The organism is Neisseria maigaei (assembly GCF_958267405.1).
Classification (GTDB): Bacteria; Pseudomonadota; Gammaproteobacteria; order Burkholderiales; family Neisseriaceae; genus Neisseria; species Neisseria bergeri.
In genome coordinates this window covers 19,061-36,259 of record NZ_CATQFT010000035.1, presented here as the reverse complement: position 1 = coordinate 36,259, position 17,199 = coordinate 19,061, and the positions used below count along the sequence as shown (strand labels likewise).

The following is a 17,199-nucleotide window of genomic DNA, read 5'->3' as shown; positions in this document are numbered from 1 at the left end:
CAAATCAAGTTTTGCCCCATCGGTGCAACACCAATATTTTTCAACAAAGGAAACCCCATGCCGTCTGAAAACACCCTCTTCCCCCTGCCCGACACCCTGTTGCGCCCCATGGTCGAACAAGCCTTGAGCGAAGATTTGGGCAGGCGCGGCGACATTACATCCGCCGCCGTCATCGCCCCCGACAAAACCGCCAAACTCTTCCTCGTCAGCCGCGAAGACGGCGTCATCGCCGGCACGGACTTGGCACGCCTCGCCTTTCAGACGATGGATCCGTCCGTCCGCTTCCAAGCCGAAATCCACGACGGACAAGCCGTCCGCGCAGGTCAGACGCTTGCCGCCGTCGAAGGCAACGCCCGTGCGCTGCTCGCCGCCGAACGCACCGCGCTCAACTACCTCACGCACTTGAGCGGCATCGCCACCGCCACCGCGCGTGCCGTTGCCGAAGTTGCCGAATACGGTACAGACATCGTGTGCAGCCGCAAAACTATCCCCCTGCTGCGCGTCCTGCAAAAATACGCCGTCAGGGCGGGCGGCGGCGTGAACCACCGCATGGGTTTGGACGACGCCGTGCTCATCAAAGACAACCATCTTGCCTATTGCGGCAGTATCGCCCAAGCCGTGCGGCAGGCAAAACAGGCAGTCGGAGCATTGACCTGCGTGGAAATCGAAGTGGACACGTTGGCACAACTGGACGAAGCCATCGCGGCGGGCGCGGAACGGATTTTGCTGGATAACATGGACGACGAAACCCTGAAAGAAGCGGCAAACCGCTGCCACACGCAAACCGCCTACCCCCACACCGTCTATTGCGAAGCATCGGGCGGCATCGGCTTCGACCGACTGAAGCGCGTGGCGCAAACCGGCGTGGACGGCATCGCCCTCGGCTATCTGACCCACAGCAGCCGTTCGTTGGACATAGGTTTGGATTTCGTGGCATGAGGTTTAGGGTGAGGGCTGCTGTTTGGTGTGTCAGGCAAGGAACCGCTTAACCGTAATCCGGTTATTGCCTCAGGGAGGAAATGCCGTCTGAAAGATTCTTCAGACGGCATTTTTCGTGAAGGTCGTGATGCTTTAGAAAAAACAGCGTTTCGGGCAGGTATTTTGTTTGCCCGACGGCGCGGAGGCATCGGCAAGGCGTGCGGCGGTTGTAAGGCATCTTTTGAACAATGCGGATGATTCCGGCCGGCGGCAGGACAGGGGGAAAGGACAGGGGCGGCAGTTTTATGCCGTCTGAAGGTCTGCCTTTACGCTTGTTTGTAAAAATAGTGGTAAAAGGAACATACAATCCTGTACAATCATACATAAATAATTGATTTACAATATAATTTATAAAGATAATCACAATCATCCATATCTGCCGCCCGTCAATCCGCTTGGCGGGCGGAAAAGGTTTTAGGAATACCGATGAACACAATACCGCTCCACACCATACTCAAATTGATGGCGCATCCCGAACGTATGGCGATATTGATTCAATTGTTGGACAGCGAACGCAATATCACCGAACTGGCAAAATCCTTATCCCTGCCGGCCACCGCGGTTTCCGGCCATTTGAACCGCCTGAGGGCGGGCGGTCTGGTGGACTTTACGCGTTACCACCGCATTATCGAATACCGCCTGATTTCCGAAGACGCGGCAACGATTCTGCGGACAATCCGCGATTTGGAAAACAAACGCGCGGTATAGTGTTAGAATCCTTTCCTTTTGCCGTCTGAACGTGTCAGACGGCATTTTTCGGAAATGTTATGAAAATCACCACTTGGAATGTCAATTCGCTCAATGTGCGGCTGCCGCAGGTGCAGAACCTGCTTGCCGACAATCCGCCCGATATTTTGGTTTTGCAGGAACTCAAACTCGATCAGGACAAATTTCCGGCCGCCGCCTTGCAAATGATGGGCTGGCACTGTGTTTGGAGCGGGCAGAAAACCTATAACGGCGTGGCAATCGTCAGCCGCAGCGCGCCGGAAGACGTGCATATCGGGCTGCCCGCACTGCCGGACGATCCGCAACGGCGCGTGATTGCGGCAACCGTCGGCGACGTGCGCGTCATCAATGTCTATTGCGTCAACGGCGAAGCCCTCGACAGCCCCAAATTCAAATATAAGGAACAGTGGTTTGCCGCGTTAACCGAATTTGTCCGCGACGAAATGGCACGCTACGGTAAACTGGTGCTGCTGGGTGATTTCAATATCGCGCCTGCCGATGCGGACTGTTACGACCCTGAAAAATGGCACGAAAAAATCCACTGTTCGTCCGTCGAACGGCAGTGGTTTCAAAACCTGCTGGATTTGGGATTGACTGACAGTTTGCGCCATATCCATCCCGAAGGTGCGTTTTACACATGGTTCGACTATCGCGGCGCGATGTTCCAACGAAAACTGGGCCTGCGTATCGACCATATTTTGGTGTCGCCTGCGATGGCGGAGGCGTTGAAGGATGTCCGCGTCGATTTGGAGACGCGCGCGCTGGAGCGTCCGAGCGACCACGCGCCGGTGTGTGCGGAATTCGATTGGTAGGATGAAAGGCAGATGCCGTCTGAAACCGTTTTCGGGTTTCAGACGGCATCTTTGTTTGAAGGTTCAAACCGTGTATCGGTAAAGCGCAATCATCAGCGGCATGGTGATGACGCACAGCAGGGTAGTGATGCCGTAAATCGCGCTTGCCTTGCGTGCGTCGTTGCCGTACACGACCGCCATTTGCGTGATGGTTGCCGCCGACGGGCTGATGGTGGCGAGAAAGCTGATGAGGACGACGGTTTCGGACAGGGCGTTGAGGTGTGCCAGCCCCGACAGTTTGACGACGGCAAGCAGTATCAGAGGAATCAGAATCAGCCGCAGGAATGCCACGGCATACAGCCTTGCCGAACACAAAAGCGCGTGCGGCGGCACGGAGGCAATCAGCATTCCGGCAACAATCATGGCAACCGGCCCGATCATGCTGCCGACGGCGGCGAAGGTGTTGTCTATCAGGCGGGGCAGTTTGATTTGGAAGGCAAACATCAGCAGTCCGGTAAAAATGCAGAGGATGTTGATGTTGGTCAGCATGGTTTTCCATGAAAGTCTGACGTTGCCCGAGACCAGCAGGCGCAGGTGCGTCCAAAACAGGACGGTTTGCACGATGATGAAGCCGCCGGTGTAGATGACCCACTCCGAACCGAAAACGGACATGACCAGCGGAATAATCAGGTTGCCCGAATTGCTGTACACCATCGCGGCGTGTTCCAGACTGTCGAGCCTGAGCAGCTTTTTCAGGATTTTGCCGATGGCAATCAGCAGGATGTGGAAGAGGACGGCGAGCTTGACTGAAAGCAGCAGGCCTTGTGCCACTTCGGGCGTGTAGCCGATTTGGAAGGCGTGCAGCATCACCGACGGGCTGATGAGGTAGAGGGCGATGACCGACAGCGGATAGCTGTTTTCCGATTTGAGCAGCCCCGATTTCACCAAACCGATGCCCATAAAAACAATCAGCGTCAGTTCGGCGATTTTGCCGGCAAGGAGCAGGGCGGTATCCATAGAATCACCGTGTCAGAAAAAAGGGAAAGATTGTACGCCCGGGGGCGCAAATACGGAAATGCCGTCTGAAAAGCATTCAGACGGCATTGGCGTTGCAGGGCGCGTTATATGTGCCGTGCGGCGTTGACGGCGCGTTGGTCGGGGTTGATGAGGATTTCGACGCGGCGGTTTTGCGCGCGGCCTTCAGCCGTAGCGTTGGACGCGGCAGGCATATGCGAGCCGTAGCCGTAAACCGTCAGGCGCGAAGCCGCCACGCCGCGCGTCTGCAGATAGTAGGCAACCGCTTGGGCGCGGTGTTGCGAAAGCGGATTGTTGACGGCATCGGAACCCGTGTTGTCGGTGTGCCCGTTGATGGTCAGCGTCGTGTCGGGATACTGCACCAGCGTCTGTGCGGCAGTGTTCAGGGCGTATTGCGCGTTGCCGCCCAACGCCGCGCTGCCGGTGGCGAAAGTAACGCTTTCGGGCATCACCAGCTTGATTTGGTTGCCTTGGCGTTGGATTTCGATTTGCGTGCCGGCGAGGTTTTGGCGCAAACGCTGCTCTTGGTAGTCCATATAGCCGCCCACGCCCGCGCCGATTGCGCCGCAGGCAAGCGCGGAATTGCGTGCGCCTTTGCCGCTGTGGGTCAGTGCGCCGACGATGCCGCACACTGCCGCGCCGCCCAAACCGTACATGGCGGATTTGCTTGGGGACTGCTGTCCGGTTGCGGGGTCGGCAACGCAGCCGGACAGCGCGAGTGCGGATGCGGTCAGCACGACGGTAAAGGGTTTGAAGAAAGTCATGGCGTTTCCTTCCGTGTATATGTCAAACCGTACAACTATAAACAATCATGCCGTCTGAAAAAGTGGAATTAACCTGAAATTACCCGATTTTGCCCGAAACAACACCGGTTTATCGTGATTTGCGCCGAAACCGCCGCCATATCCACAAAAAACGTACCTTCACATCGTAGCCGACCGAACCCGCGCCCAATATCAGCAGGGTTGCCGAAACGGGCAGGGCAAAGTGGTGTCCGATTTTATGGTAGCCCCATGCGCCGATGATGCCGCCGAGCAGGAAGGCCTGCATCATGCCGCCGAGCAGCCACATTTTGGGTTTGTTGACGCGCACGTGCGGCAGGCGCGGATGGTGGGTTTTGGAGTAATACAGGGCGCGTGAGATTTCGATGCCCAAGTCGGTCGCCGTACCCGTCATGTGGGTCGAGCGGATGGCACCGCCCGATAAAAGCGTCATGACTGTGTTGTGCATCCCCATGATGAAGCAGAGCAAGAACAGCGCGAGGGAAGGGAAGACCAAGCCTCCGTCCGTATCCCATTGCAGCGCGGTAATGCCAAACAGGCCGAAAACCAGCAGGTAAAGCGCCTCCAGCCACATCGACAACCCGTAGCTGCCTCGAAAGCGCATTTGCTGCGTCCATAAAATCACCCAGCCCGAATGCGCCGCACCCGCGATGAAACACAACACGCTGACCATTGCCACCGCTGCCGCCGTCCATTGCTTCAGATATACCATGTCCGCCAGCAGCGACATCGAGCCGGTAACGTGCGACGTGTAGCGGGCAAATGCAAAAAAACCTCCGGCATTGATTGCGCCTGCCAGCAGCGACATGATGTAGCCCAATCGGCGGAAACGCGCATCCGAAATGTGGTGTTCGTGCAGATAGGGGCGGTCAGCCTGCCAAAACGGCGGGATGTGGTGGCGGCTGCGGCGGGCGTGTTTGGCGTGGCGGTCGGATTCGTTCATAATGGGCGGACGGTTCGGAAAGCATGTTCAAGAACCGCATTTTATAGCGAAAACAATCTAGGGGCGAACTTCACAAATTTTTGAAAAGAGCGTACATTGAATCTGTTTCCGAGGAGGGTAGAACACCATGCGCCGATACATCGCGGCCGTCGCCGCAATACTCATACTGACTGCCTGCGCCACACCCGAACAGCAGGCGGCACGCCGTCAGGCGCAGCAACGCTACGAACAGGATTTGCAGGTTGCCCTTGCCGCACAATGCGACCGCGAAACCGCACAGCTCATCCGCCGCCAGTTCGATGCCGGATACGCCGCACTGCCCGAAACCGAAATGCAGGCGTTCAAAACACGCTATGCCGAAAAGCTTTCCGACCCCATGTTCCAAGCCTGCTACAAAATGGCATGGCAGAACCACATCTCGCAACAGCAGCTCAAAGAAGCACGCCTGTACCGCTATTATGACGACTGGGGCTATCCCTTCTACCGCCCGTGGTGGTGGTAGACCTTTCAGACGGCATATGCCGTCCGAACCCTGCCCACTGTCTATAAACCGCAATACCGTTTACAATGACCGCCTGTTTGACCACACTCCCGAACATATAATGAAAATCAGGCTTGGGCGGCACAACGCGCCCGACTTTCCGCACGGGGCCGCCGTAACCATAGGCAATTTCGACGGCGTACACCTCGGACACAAACACATCCTCCAAAAACTCCGCCTCGAAGCCGACACGCGCGGCTTGCCCGTCGTGGCCGTCATTTTCGAGCCGCAACCCAAAGAATTTTTTGCACTCCGCACAGGCAAAACCCCGCCCTGCCGCATCAGCCCCCTGCGCACCAAGCTCGAATTATTGGAAGGCACAGGCTGCGTCGATGCCGTCTGGGTTTTACGTTTCGATCAAAATTTTTCCGAAATATCCGCGCAAGCATTTATCGACCGCCTGCTGCGTCAAACCTTGAATACGCGTTATTTGCTCGTCGGCGACGATTTCCGTTTCGGCGCGGGGCGGGAAGGCTGTTTTGAACTTTTGGCACAACAGCCCGATATGCAGACAGAGCGCACGCCTTCCGTCATCGTCGAAGACATCCGCACCAGCAGCACCGCCGTGCGACAAGCCCTTTCAGACGGCAACCTTGCCTATGCCAAAAAACTTTTGGGACACGATTATGTTTTGGGGGGCAGGGTCGTACACGGCAGAAAACTCGGGCGCACCTTAAACGCCCCGACCGCCAATATCCGCCTGCCCGGCCACCGTTATGCCCTCGGCGGCGTGTTTGTCGTCGAAGCAGACGGCGCATTCGGCACGCGGCGCGGCGTGGCGAGCTTCGGCTTTAATCCCACCGTTGATAGCGGCTGTTCTCAAAAGCTGGAAGTCCACCTGTTCGACTTTCAAGGCGACCTGTACGGACAACGGTTGAACGTCCGCTTCCTGCACAAACTGCGCGATGAAGAAAAGTTTGACGGTATGGAAGAACTGAAAAGGCAGATTGAAGCCGATATGGAAGCCGCAAAGTGTTGGTAGAAAAACCTTATACAAACCATCCGATTGGGCTACAATCAATCTTTTAACTTTTCAGACGGCATAGGGGTTTTCCCGTTGTGAAATACTGTTTGGGGTGCAATGCCGTCTGAAACCGAAATATTGTAACAATAGAGATTAAAAAATGACCGATTACAGTAAAACCGTAAACCTGCTCGAGAGCCCGTTTCCAATGCGCGGCAATCTTGCCAAGCGCGAGCCCGCATGGCTGAAAAGCTGGTACGAGCAAAAACGCTACCAAAAACTGCGCGAAATCGCTAAAGGCCGTCCGAAATTCATCCTGCACGACGGCCCTCCGTATGCCAACGGCGACATCCACATCGGTCATGCCGTCAATAAAATTCTTAAAGACATCATCATCCGCAGCAAAACCCAAGCCGGTTTCGACGCGCCTTATGTGCCGGGCTGGGACTGCCACGGTCTGCCCATCGAAGTGATGGTGGAAAAGCTGCACGGCAAAGACATGCCCAAAGCCCGCTTCCGCGAATTGTGCCGCGAATACGCCGCCGAACAGATTGCCCGCCAGAAAAAAGACTTCATCCGTCTGGGTGTGTTGGGCGACTGGGACAATCCTTACCTGACCATGGATTTCAAAACTGAAGCCGATACCGTGCGCATGCTCGGCGAAATCTACAAATCGGGCTATCTCTACCGCGGCGCGAAACCGGTTCAGTTCTGCTTGGACTGCGGTTCTTCGCTGGCGGAAGCGGAAGTGGAATACAAAGACAAAGTATCGCCTGCGATTGACGTTGCCTATCCGTTTAAAGACAATGCCGCGCTTGCCGCCGCATTCGGTTTGTCCGGCATCGAAGGCAAAGCGTTTGCCGTCATCTGGACGACCACGCCTTGGACGTTGCCCGCGAGTCAAGCCGTGTCTGCGGGCGCGGACGTGGTGTATCAACTGATTGATACGCCCAAAGGCAAATTGGTGTTGGCGAAAGATTTGGCAGAAGACGCGCTAAAACGTTACGGTTTTTCAGACGGCATTGCTATTCTTGCCGAAACCACCGGCGACAAGCTGGAAAACCTGCACATGAATCATCCGTTCCTCGAACGCGATATTCCCATGCTTAACGGCGAACACGTTACCACCGATGCCGGTACCGGCTTGGTACACACCGCCCCCGCGCACGGTTTGGAAGACTACGCCGTCTGCAATAAATACGGCATCGAGCTTTACAACCCTGTCAACGCTGAAGGCAAATACATCGGCGAAACGCCGCGCGTTGCCGGTATGCGCGTTTGGGAGGCGAACCCCGTCATCCTGCAATGGCTGGAAGAAACTGGCAACCTCTTGGCAAGCAGCAAAATCGAACACAGCTACGCGCACTGCTGGCGGCACAAAACGCCGCTGATTTACCGTGCGACCGGCCAATGGTTTATCGGTATGGACAAAGCCGGTGCCGACGGCAAAACCCTGCGCGACAAAGCCATCAAGGCCGTGGACGACACCGAGTTCTTCCCGTCATGGGGTCGTGCGCGCCTCGAAGCCATGATCGAAGGCCGCCCCGACTGGGTGGTTTCACGCCAACGCTACTGGGGCACGCCGATGACTTTCTTTGTTCACAAAGAAACGGGCGAGCTGCATCCGAACTCTGCCGAGCTTTTGGAAAAAGTTGCCCTGAAAATCGAAGAAAAAGGCATCGAAGCGTGGTTCTCACTCGATAAGAGCGAATTATTAAGCGCGGAAGATTGCGAACATTACGACAAACTTTCCGACACGATGGACGTATGGTTCGACTCCGGCTCGACCCATTATTCCGTCTTGAAACAACGCGAAGAATTGGAATGGCCGGCGGATTTGTATCTCGAAGGCAGCGACCAGCACCGGGGCTGGTTCCAATCGTCTATGCTGACCGGCTGCGCCTCATCAATGGGTCGCGCGCCGTACAAACAGCTTCTGACACACGGTTTCGTGGTGGATCAAAACGGGCGCAAAATGTCGAAATCCATCGGCAACGTCGTCGCGCCGCAAGAAGTGTATAACGAATTCGGCGCGGATATCCTGCGCCTGTGGGCGGCATCCACCGATTACAGCGGCGAATTGGCGATTTCCAAAGAAATCCTCAAACGTGTAACCGAAAGCTACCGCCGTATCCGCAACACCTTGAGCTTCCTGTTTGCCAACCTCAGCGACTTCAATCCTATTGAAGATGCCGTGCAACAGGCAGACATGGTGGAAATCGACCGCTATGCCTTGGTATTGGCACGTCAGCTGCAAGAGCGTCTGGCAGGCGACTTCTATCCGCGCTATGCCTTCCACTTTGCTGTAAAAGACATTGTTTCTTTCTGTTCGGAGGATTTGGGCGCGTTCTACCTCGATATCCTGAAAGACCGCCTCTACACTACCAAAGCAGACAGCCACGCCCGCCGCAGCGCGCAAACTGCCCTGTACCACATCACGCGTAGCCTGGTTCTCTTGATTGCGCCGATTTTGTGCTTCACCGGCGAAGAAGCGTGGGACATCATCGGCGGCGGCGAAGAAGACAGCGTCCTCTTCCACACTTGGCACGAGTTCCCGACCATCAACGAAAAAGCCGAAGCCGAACTGGTGAAAAAATGGACGGCAATCCGCGAAGCCCGCGAAGCCGTAACCGCCGCCATTGAGCCTTTGCGCGCCGACAAAACCGTCGGTTCGTCCTTGCAGGCAGAAGCCGAAATTACGGCTCCGGAAGAAATGGCCGGCTATCTGAATGCTTTGGGCGAAGAATTGCGCTTTGCCCTCTTGGTATCCAAAGCCGAAGTCAAAACCGGCAACGAACTTGCCGTTACCGCCAAAGCCAGCGGCGGCGAAAAATGCGAACGCTGCTGGCACTATACCCGCGATGTGGGCGCGGTTGCAGGCTATGAAACCGTCTGCAAACGCTGTGCGGAGAATGTCGGAGGAGAAGGCGAAACGCGCCATTACGCCTGATAAAGTTTGAGCAAATGCCGTCTGAAACCGCCAAACAGCATTTCAGACGGCATTTTTTGCGCCGCAATTTGTCTTCATAATGGCGGAGGGGTTTCAAGATTACGGTGTTGTCGGGAATGACGGTTCGGATATTTCCCTGCGCCCGCCCCGCGCCTGTAAACGGCGAGTGCATCAAAAATGCCGTCTGAAGGTTCAGACGGCATCGGTGTCGGGAATCAGCGAGCCGTAGGGTGTGCTTCAGCCCGCCATTTCCATCAATCCAACATTTCTACCGTTTTCATTGAATCCATCGAATCTGCCCCTTTCGACAACCCAGCCCTACGCAACTGAACCGTCATTCCCACGAAAGTGGGAATCTAGAATCTCGGGGTTTGGGCAACTGTTTTTATCCGATAAGTTTCTGTGCGGACAGGTCTGGATTCCCGCCTGCGCGGGAATGACGGGTTTCGAGATTACGGTGTTGTCGGGAATGACAGGAAATGGCGGGAATTGTGTAAAAAATGCCGTCTGAAACCGTTGGAAGCATCGGAAGCGTTGGAGTCGATGAATCGGTGGGCTGAACCCACCCTACAGCCACGCCACAGTTTACCTTGCAGCCAACCCTGCGGCGTACTCAAACCAACATAGAAACTTATATGCCGTCATTCCCGCACAGGCGGGAATCCGAACACGTCCGCACGGAAACCCGCATCCCGTCATTCCCACGAAAGTGGGAATCTAGAATCTCGGGGTTTCAGTCATTTCCGATAGATTCCCGCCGCGTCAGGGGTCTGGATTCCCGCCTGCGCGGGAATGACGGGTTTCAAGATTACGGTGTTATCGGGAATGACGGTTCGGGTATTTCACTGCGCCCGCCCCGAGCCTGTAAACGGCGAGTGCATCAAAAATGCCGTCTGAAGGTTCAGACGGCATCGGTATCGGGGAATCAGAAGCGGTAGCGCACGCCCAATGAGGCTTCGTGGGTTTTGAAGCGGGTGTTTTCCAAGTGTCCCCAGTAGTGGTAGCGGTATCCGGTGTCCAAGGTCAGATTGGGTGTGATGTCGATACCTACGCCTGCCACCGCGCCGAAGCCCACGCGGCGGATGCTGTGGCTTTGGTGGATGGGCGGGTGGGCATCTGTCGGTCCTTGTTTGATATTATTAATGGTAATGGTTCCTTGGTCTTCCAAGGAAATGCTGTGCTTGATTTTGCCTAAACCGACCCGTGCACCGACATAGGGTTTGAAGCGGGTGCCGGTGTTGAAATCGTAGATGGCGGAGATGCCGTAGTTGGATTCGGCTTTGAATGTGCCTTTGTCGGTGTGGTCTGTTTCTATTTTGGCTGTAACAGGACCAGCTTGTTTTGTTGCCTCTGCGTGAATATGCTTGCCATGTCTCCAAGTATTGTAACGGGCGTAATCGAGGGCGATGCGCCAGTTGCCGAAATCGTAGCCGACAGAAAGGCGTGGGTGGGTGGACTGGGTTTTGATGTCGCGGTAGTCGTCCAAGACTTTGGCGTTGTCGCCGGGATAATCGTGGGTAATGTGTTCGTAGGCGTAGGCTAAATCTGCCTGCACATATGGGCCGCGGCCATTGTCTTCACTTGCTGCCTGCGCTGCGGAAGAGAAGAGAAGAGAAGAGAAGAGAAGAGAAGAGAAGAGAAGAGAAGAGAAGAGAAGGGTTTTTTTGGGGGCTGGATTCATTTTCGGCTCCGTATTCGGTTTAACTGATTAAAAAAGAACGATTTTCACTGATGGTTCAAGGGCGGATTGTATCGGGTTTGGGGCGATGTTTCAACACATAGGACTGCGCCTGATGCGCGCTTTATGCGTTTGGCGAGTTCGGCGGCGGGAAATTTGCCTGCTTTTTCCGCGTCGGGCGGGAATCCGGTCCGTTCGGTACGGAAACTTATCGGATAAAACGGTTGCTCCGATCCTGCGTTCTAGATTCCCACTTTCGTGGGAATGACGGTTCAGTTGCTACGGTTACTGTCAGGTTTCGGTTATATTGGAATTTCGGGAAACTTATGAGTCGTCATTCCCGCGCAGGCGGGAATCTAGGTCTGTCGGTGCGGAAACTTATCGGGTAAAACGGTTTCTTGAGATTTTGCGTCCTAGATTCCCACTTTCGTGGGAATGACGGTTCAGTTGCGTAGGGCTGGGTTGTCGAAAGGGGCGGATTCGATGGATTCGATGAAAACGGTAGAAATGTGGGATTGATGGAAACGGCGGGCTGAAGCCCACCCTGCGGTTACTGTCAGGTTTCGGTTATGTTGGAATTTCGGGAAACTTATGAATCGTCATTCCCGCGCAGGCGGAAATCCGGTCCGTTCGGTTTCAGTTATTTCCAATAAATTTCTGCTGCTTTTTATTTCTAGATTCCCACTTCCGTGGGAATGACGGCGGAGGGGATAAGTTCTTGCAATCTAAAATTTCGTCATTTCTATAAAATAGCAATCCGAAACAGCAACTTAAAAACAGAAACCCAAAAACAGAAACCCAAAAACAGAAACCCGAAACAGCAACCTGAAACCCCGTCATTCCCGCGCAGGCGGGAATCTAGACCTTCAATGCTAAGGCAATTTATCGGGAATGACTGAAACTCAAAAAACTGGATTCCCGCCTGCGCGGGAATGACGAAGTAGAAGTTACCCGAAACTTAAAACAAGCGAAACCGAACGAACTAGATTCCCACTTCCGTGGGAATGACGGCGGGGCGGATAAATCCTTGCAATCTAAAATCTCGGCATTTCCAATAAATTTCATATTTTTCATTTCGTTATTCTCAATCACTGATTGCCCGAAGGCCGGTTTGTATCGGCCGGTAAAAATCCATCTCTTAATCGGTCGGCGGTTTTGCCCGATTTTTTTGGGCGCATTAAGCGTTTCAGACGGCATTTGCCGTTTCGGGTACAGGCAGGGGGTTTTCGGGTAAAATGGCACTCTTTTATCCGGCTGTTGAAAAATATGTCTTCATCTGTTTCAAGTAAAACGCGCTATTGGGTATTGGCACTTGCCGCCATCGTGCTGGACCAGTGGTCGAAGTGGGCGGTGCTGTCGTCGTTTCAGTATCAGGAACGCGTCAATGTCATCCCTTCGTTTTTCGATCTGACGCTGGTGTACAACCCCGGAGCGGCGTTCAGCTTCCTTGCCGATCAGGGCGGTTGGCAGAAATACTTTTTTTTGGTGCTGGCGGTGGCGGTGAGCGCGTATTTGGTACGCGCCATCTTGCGCGATGAGTTTGCAGCCCTCGGCAAAATCGGGGCGGCAATGATTATCGGCGGTGCGTTAGGCAATGTCATCGATCGCCTGATACACGGTCATGTCGTCGATTTCTTATTGTTTTATTGGCAAAATTGGTTTTATCCCGCCTTTAATATTGCCGACAGCTTTATCTGCATCGGCGCGGTGTTGGCGGTGCTTGACAATATCGTCCATCGCAAAGATAGCAAAAAAACGTGAATGCCGTCTGAACACGGAATGCAAAACTTATGAACGGAAAAACCATCATCCTTGCCAATCCGCGCGGCTTCTGCGCCGGTGTGGATCGGGCAATCAGTATTGTCGAACGTGCTTTGGAAGAATTCGGCGCGCCGATTTATGTGCGCCACGAAGTCGTCCACAACAAATTCGTCGTGGACAACCTGCGCGAAAAAGGCGCGGTGTTTATCGAAGACTTGGCGGAAGTGCCTCGGGGCGCGACGCTGATTTATTCGGCACACGGCGTATCGAAGGCGGTGCAGCAAGAAGCGGCGGAGCGCGGTTTCCGCGTATTTGATGCGACTTGCCCGCTAGTGACGAAAGTGCATAAGGAAGTCGCCCGACTGGATGCCCAAGACTGTGAAATCATCATGATCGGGCATAAGGGGCACGTCGAGGTCGAAGGAACGATGGGGCAGCTTGCGCCGGGCAAAATGCTTTTGGTCGAAACGGTCGGAGATGTGGCAAAACTCGAAGTCAGAAACCCCGACAAACTCGCCTATGTCAGCCAAACCACGCTCTCGGTCGATGAAACCAAAGACATCATCGCCGCGCTGAACGCGCGTTTCCCTAATATCCGCAATCCGCACAAGGAAGACATCTGCTATGCGACGACCAACCGGCAAACCGCCGTCAAAGAGCTGGCGGAACAGTGCGACATCGTGATTGTGGTCGGTTCGCCCAATTCGTCCAACAGCAACCGCCTGCGCGAAGTGGCGGCAGGCATCGGGACCGATGCGTATATGGTGGATAATGCAGGCTACCTGCAACGCGCGTGGTTTGAGGGCAAGAACAAAGTCGGCGTAACGGCAGGCGCGTCCGCGCCCGAAGTGTTGGTGCGGGAAGTATTGGCAACCATACGCGGGTGGGGGCATGAAACCGTACGCGAAGGGGAGGGCGCGGAAGAAAGCATCGTGTTCGTCCTGCCCAAAGAGTTGCGCCGTGAGGGCGAAACCAAACCCGATTTGTGCAAACGTTGACGTAGGCATCGGATGTTTGGGCAACACAAATGCCGTCTGAACAGGCTTCAGACGGCATTTTTGCCGCGTGCCGGATGCGGAAACCGATCAGGCGTAATGCTGTGCAAGAAAACCGGGCAGTTCGGACAAACCGTCCAATACGGCGAGATGCGGTGCGCTAAGGAGCTGTTCGCGCGAATGTGCGCCGGTGGCAATGCCGACTGCCGTCGCCCCCGCGTTTGCCGCCATATGCAGGTCGTGCGCCGTATCGCCGACGACCAATGCTTCTTTCGGGTCGAGTCCCAGTTCGCCGCAAAGTCCGAATACCATTTCGGGCGAGGGTTTGGAGGGATATTCCCCCGCGCAGGCGGTGGCGAGCCAATAGCTGCCGGTGGCGGTTTGGCTGATGGCTCCGTCCAAGCCCGCCCGCCCTTTGCCTGTGGCGACGGCAAGCCGGAAGCCTTGCGCTTTGAGCTTGTCCAGACAGGGCAGGGCATCGGGAAAGAGCGTCATATTGCGGTTGTTGGGATTGAGGTAATGTGCGGAATAGGTGCGTGCGATGTCGGCAACGGCGGTTTCAGACGGCATTTCGAGCAGGGCGCGGATGATTTCGGGCAGGCTGTAGCCGATCAGACTGCGGACACGGTCTGTTTCCGGCATGGGGAATCCGCATTCGGCGAAGCTGCGGCGCATGGTGTCGATGATGGGTTGGGTCGTATCGGCAAGCGTGCCGTCCCAGTCGAAGATGATGAGTTTGGGCGTGGTCATAGCAGGTTGGTTGCAGTAAAAAAGCAGATTTTATGCGGAAAACGCAGACGTGTCGCATTTTCGACAAAATTTGTCGGCTGCGCGATATGTTTTTCCGAACAAGCCGCGTTGTGCTTTATTAAAATAGAACCATTATCATTTATGTGACTGGGACAGTTTATGTCAGTTTTCCGCATCAATATGACCGCCGCCACGGTTTTGGCAGCACTTTCGTCTTCGGTTTTTGCCGCCCAAACGGAAGGTTTGGAAACCGTCCACATCAAAGGGCAGCGTTCGTACAACGCGATTGCCACCGAGAAAAACGGCGATTACAGCTCGTTTGCCGCCACCGTCGGCACAAAAATCCCCGCTTCTTTGCGCGAAATTCCGCAATCCGTCAGCATCATCACCAACCAGCAGGTCAAAGACCGCAATGTCGATACGTTTGACCAACTGGCACGCAAAACGCCCGGTCTGCGCGTGTTGAGCAACGACGACGGACGCTCTTCGGTTTACGCGCGCGGTTACGAATACAGCGAATACAACATCGACGGCCTGCCTGCGCAGATGCAGAGTATCAACGGCACGCTGCCCAATCTGTTTGCCTTCGACCGCGTGGAAGTGATGCGCGGGCCGAGCGGACTGTTCGACAGCAGCGGCGAGATGGGCGGCATCGTAAATCTGGTGCGCAAACGCCCGACCAAAGCGTTCCAAGGTCATGCAGCGGCAGGATTCGGTACGCACAAACAATATAAAGCCGAGGCGGACGTATCGGGCAGCCTCAATTCAGACGGCAGCGTGCGCGGCCGCGTGATGGTGCAGACCGTCGGCGCGTCTCCGCGTCCCGCCGAGAAAAACAACCGCCACGAAACCTTCTACGCGGCGGCGGATTGGGACATCAACCCCGATACGGTTTTGGGTGCGGGCTATCTTTACCAGCAACGCCACCTCGCGCCGTACAACGGCTTGCCTGCCTATGCCAATGACAAATTGCCGTCCCTGCCGCAACACGCATTTGTCGGCGCGGATTGGAACAAATTTAAAATGCACAGCCACGACGTGTTCGCCGATTTGAAACATTACTTCGGCAACGGCGGCTACGGCAAAGTCGGTATGCGCTATTCCGACAGGAAAGCCGATTCCAATTACACGTTTGCGGGCAGCAAACTCAACAATGCCGGACAAGCCAACGTGGCGGGTTTGGGTACGGACATCAAACAAAAAGCCTTTGCGGTTGACGCAAGTTACAGCCGGCCGTTTGCCTTGGGCAACACTGCCAACGAATTTGTGATTGGTGCGGACTACAACCGTTTCCGCAGCACTAATGAACAAGGGCGTTCGACTGTTGCAAGCAATATCGCCTTGGGCGATTTCCGCTCCGTTCCCTATGTTGATTTGATACAAAATGCCCGTGCCGGCGCGCACGGCTACAAGCATACCCTTGACACCGAGAACCTTGATAAATTCGGCGTTTACGGCAAATCCACCTTCCATCCTGCCGACGGGCTGTCGCTCATCGGCGGCGGACGTTTGGGACACTACAAAATCGAGTCGGGCGACGGCAAAACCCTGCACAAAGCTTCAAGAACCAAGTTCACCGGCTACGCAGGCGCGGTTTACGATATAGACGGCAGCAACAGCCTCTACGCCAGCTTCTCCCAGCTTTACACGCCGCAAACCAGCATCGGCACAGACGGCAAGCTGCTCAAACCGCGCCAAGGCAACCAGTTTGAAGTCGGTTACAAAGGCAGCCATATGGACGACCGCCTCAACACCCGCGTCTCCCTCTACCGCCTGAAAGACAAAAACGCCGCCGCACCGCTGAACCCGAACAACCGCAGCACCCGTTACGCCGCATTGGGCAAACGCGTGATGGAAGGCGTTGAGACCGAAATCAGCGGCGCGATTACACCGAAATGGCAAATCCACGCAGGTTACAGCTATCTGCACAGCCAAATCAAAACCGCCGCCGACTCCCGCGACGACGGCATCTTCCTGCTGATGCCCAAACACAGCGCGAACCTGTGGACGACTTACCAAGTTACGCCCGGGCTGACCGTCGGCGGCGGCGTGAACGCGATGAGCGGCATTACTTCATCTGCAGGGATGCATGCAGGCGGTTATGCCACGTTCGATGCGATGGCGGCATACCGCTTCACGCCCAAGCTGAAGCTGCAAATCAACGCCGACAACATCTTCAACCGCCATTACTACGCCCGCGTCGGCGGCACGAACACCTTTAACATTCCCGGCTCGGAGCGCAGTCTGACGGCAAACCTGCGTTACAGTTTTTAAAGACCAATATGCCGTCTGAAACGGCAGCCGC

General features: G+C 55.2%; 18 protein-coding genes. 10 read left to right on the top strand and 8 right to left on the bottom strand.

Annotated features, from left to right (window positions below; all coding sequences use genetic code 11):
• Window positions 1–57 precede the first annotated feature (57 nt).
• Window positions 58–939 (top strand): carboxylating nicotinate-nucleotide diphosphorylase, encoded by an 882-nt coding sequence (gene nadC / locus Q3O06_RS05675; protein ID WP_301818047.1) that lies wholly within the window; start codon window positions 58–60, stop codon window positions 937–939.
• Window positions 940–1,000: 61 nt separating this feature from the next.
• Here nadC and Q3O06_RS05670 read toward each other — a convergent pair whose 3' ends face one another.
• The gene (locus Q3O06_RS05670) at window positions 1,001–1,303 is read right to left on the bottom strand and encodes a hypothetical protein (protein WP_301818046.1); all 303 of its coding nucleotides are present in this window, start codon (window positions 1,301–1,303) and stop codon (window positions 1,001–1,003) included.
• A gap of 101 nt (window positions 1,304–1,404) precedes the next feature.
• On the opposite strand from Q3O06_RS05670, the gene Q3O06_RS05665 reads away from it, so the two are divergent.
• On the top strand, window positions 1,405–1,686 hold the full coding sequence (locus Q3O06_RS05665) for an ArsR/SmtB family transcription factor (protein ID WP_301818045.1): 282 nt from the start codon (window positions 1,405–1,407) through the stop codon (window positions 1,684–1,686).
• Between the two features lie 59 nt (window positions 1,687–1,745).
• On the top strand, window positions 1,746–2,516 hold the full coding sequence (gene xth / locus Q3O06_RS05660; RefSeq protein WP_301818044.1) for an exodeoxyribonuclease III: 771 nt from the start codon (window positions 1,746–1,748) through the stop codon (window positions 2,514–2,516).
• Between the two features lie 63 nt (window positions 2,517–2,579).
• Here the strand turns inward: xth and Q3O06_RS05655 are convergent, their stop codons facing one another.
• From Q3O06_RS05655 to Q3O06_RS05645, 3 genes are all read right to left on the bottom strand, one after another.
• Window positions 2,580–3,512: an AEC family transporter gene (locus Q3O06_RS05655; protein WP_301818043.1), complete on the bottom strand. Its 933-nt coding sequence runs from the start codon at window positions 3,510–3,512 to the stop codon at window positions 2,580–2,582.
• Window positions 3,513–3,616: 104 nt separating this feature from the next.
• Complete coding sequence (locus Q3O06_RS05650) at window positions 3,617–4,294, bottom strand: YiaD family glycine zipper/OmpA-like lipoprotein (protein WP_301818042.1); 678 nt, start codon at window positions 4,292–4,294, stop codon at window positions 3,617–3,619.
• Between the two features lie 109 nt (window positions 4,295–4,403).
• Window positions 4,404–5,255: a YoaK family protein gene (locus Q3O06_RS05645; protein ID WP_301818041.1), complete on the bottom strand. Its 852-nt coding sequence runs from the start codon at window positions 5,253–5,255 to the stop codon at window positions 4,404–4,406.
• A gap of 127 nt (window positions 5,256–5,382) precedes the next feature.
• Between Q3O06_RS05645 and Q3O06_RS05640 the strand changes: the two genes are divergently transcribed.
• The 4 genes from Q3O06_RS05640 to Q3O06_RS05625 all read left to right on the top strand — a co-directional run bounded on the left by Q3O06_RS05640 (window position 5,383) and on the right by Q3O06_RS05625 (window position 10,040).
• Window positions 5,383–5,757, top strand: coding sequence for a hypothetical protein (locus Q3O06_RS05640; protein ID WP_301818040.1), 375 nt, complete (start codon window positions 5,383–5,385; stop codon window positions 5,755–5,757).
• Window positions 5,758–5,857: 100 nt separating this feature from the next.
• The gene (ribF, locus tag Q3O06_RS05635; RefSeq protein WP_301818140.1) at window positions 5,858–6,778 is read left to right on the top strand and encodes a bifunctional riboflavin kinase/FAD synthetase; all 921 of its coding nucleotides are present in this window, start codon (window positions 5,858–5,860) and stop codon (window positions 6,776–6,778) included.
• Between the two features lie 142 nt (window positions 6,779–6,920).
• Entirely contained in the window at window positions 6,921–9,710 is a 2,790-nt protein-coding gene (gene ileS / locus Q3O06_RS05630; protein WP_301818039.1) for an isoleucine--tRNA ligase, read from the top strand.
• A 177-nt stretch (window positions 9,711–9,887) separates the two neighbouring features.
• A complete protein-coding gene (locus tag Q3O06_RS05625; protein WP_301818038.1) occupies window positions 9,888–10,040 on the top strand; it encodes a hypothetical protein in 153 nt (50 codons plus the stop codon).
• Here Q3O06_RS05625 and Q3O06_RS05620 read toward each other — a convergent pair.
• The 3 genes from Q3O06_RS05620 to Q3O06_RS05610 form a co-directional block, all read right to left on the bottom strand.
• Complete coding sequence (locus Q3O06_RS05620; protein ID WP_301818139.1) at window positions 10,029–10,259, bottom strand: hypothetical protein; 231 nt, start codon at window positions 10,257–10,259, stop codon at window positions 10,029–10,031. The genes Q3O06_RS05625 and Q3O06_RS05620 overlap by 12 nt on opposite strands.
• A gap of 376 nt (window positions 10,260–10,635) precedes the next feature.
• On the bottom strand, window positions 10,636–11,391 hold the full coding sequence (locus tag Q3O06_RS05615) for an opacity family porin (RefSeq protein WP_301818037.1): 756 nt from the start codon (window positions 11,389–11,391) through the stop codon (window positions 10,636–10,638).
• A gap of 879 nt (window positions 11,392–12,270) precedes the next feature.
• Complete coding sequence (locus tag Q3O06_RS05610) at window positions 12,271–12,585, bottom strand: hypothetical protein (protein ID WP_301818036.1); 315 nt, start codon at window positions 12,583–12,585, stop codon at window positions 12,271–12,273.
• Between the two features lie 69 nt (window positions 12,586–12,654).
• On the opposite strand from Q3O06_RS05610, the gene lspA reads away from it, so the two are divergent.
• Window positions 12,655–13,149: a signal peptidase II gene (gene lspA / locus Q3O06_RS05605; RefSeq protein WP_301818035.1), complete on the top strand. Its 495-nt coding sequence runs from the start codon at window positions 12,655–12,657 to the stop codon at window positions 13,147–13,149.
• Window positions 13,150–13,178: 29 nt separating this feature from the next.
• Window positions 13,179–14,147 carry a 4-hydroxy-3-methylbut-2-enyl diphosphate reductase gene (gene ispH / locus Q3O06_RS05600; protein WP_107819742.1) on the top strand — a complete coding sequence of 323 codons (969 nt, stop codon included), beginning with the start codon at window positions 13,179–13,181 and terminating at the stop codon, window positions 14,145–14,147.
• An 87-nt stretch (window positions 14,148–14,234) separates the two neighbouring features.
• On the opposite strand, the gene Q3O06_RS05595 is transcribed toward ispH, so the two are convergent.
• The gene (locus Q3O06_RS05595) at window positions 14,235–14,894 is read right to left on the bottom strand and encodes an HAD family hydrolase (protein ID WP_118792522.1); all 660 of its coding nucleotides are present in this window, start codon (window positions 14,892–14,894) and stop codon (window positions 14,235–14,237) included.
• A 159-nt stretch (window positions 14,895–15,053) separates the two neighbouring features.
• On the opposite strand from Q3O06_RS05595, the gene Q3O06_RS05590 reads away from it, so the two are divergent.
• Window positions 15,054–17,168, top strand: coding sequence for a TonB-dependent siderophore receptor (locus tag Q3O06_RS05590; protein WP_301818034.1), 2,115 nt, complete (start codon window positions 15,054–15,056; stop codon window positions 17,166–17,168).
• The last annotated feature ends 31 nt before the right edge of the window (window positions 17,169–17,199 follow it).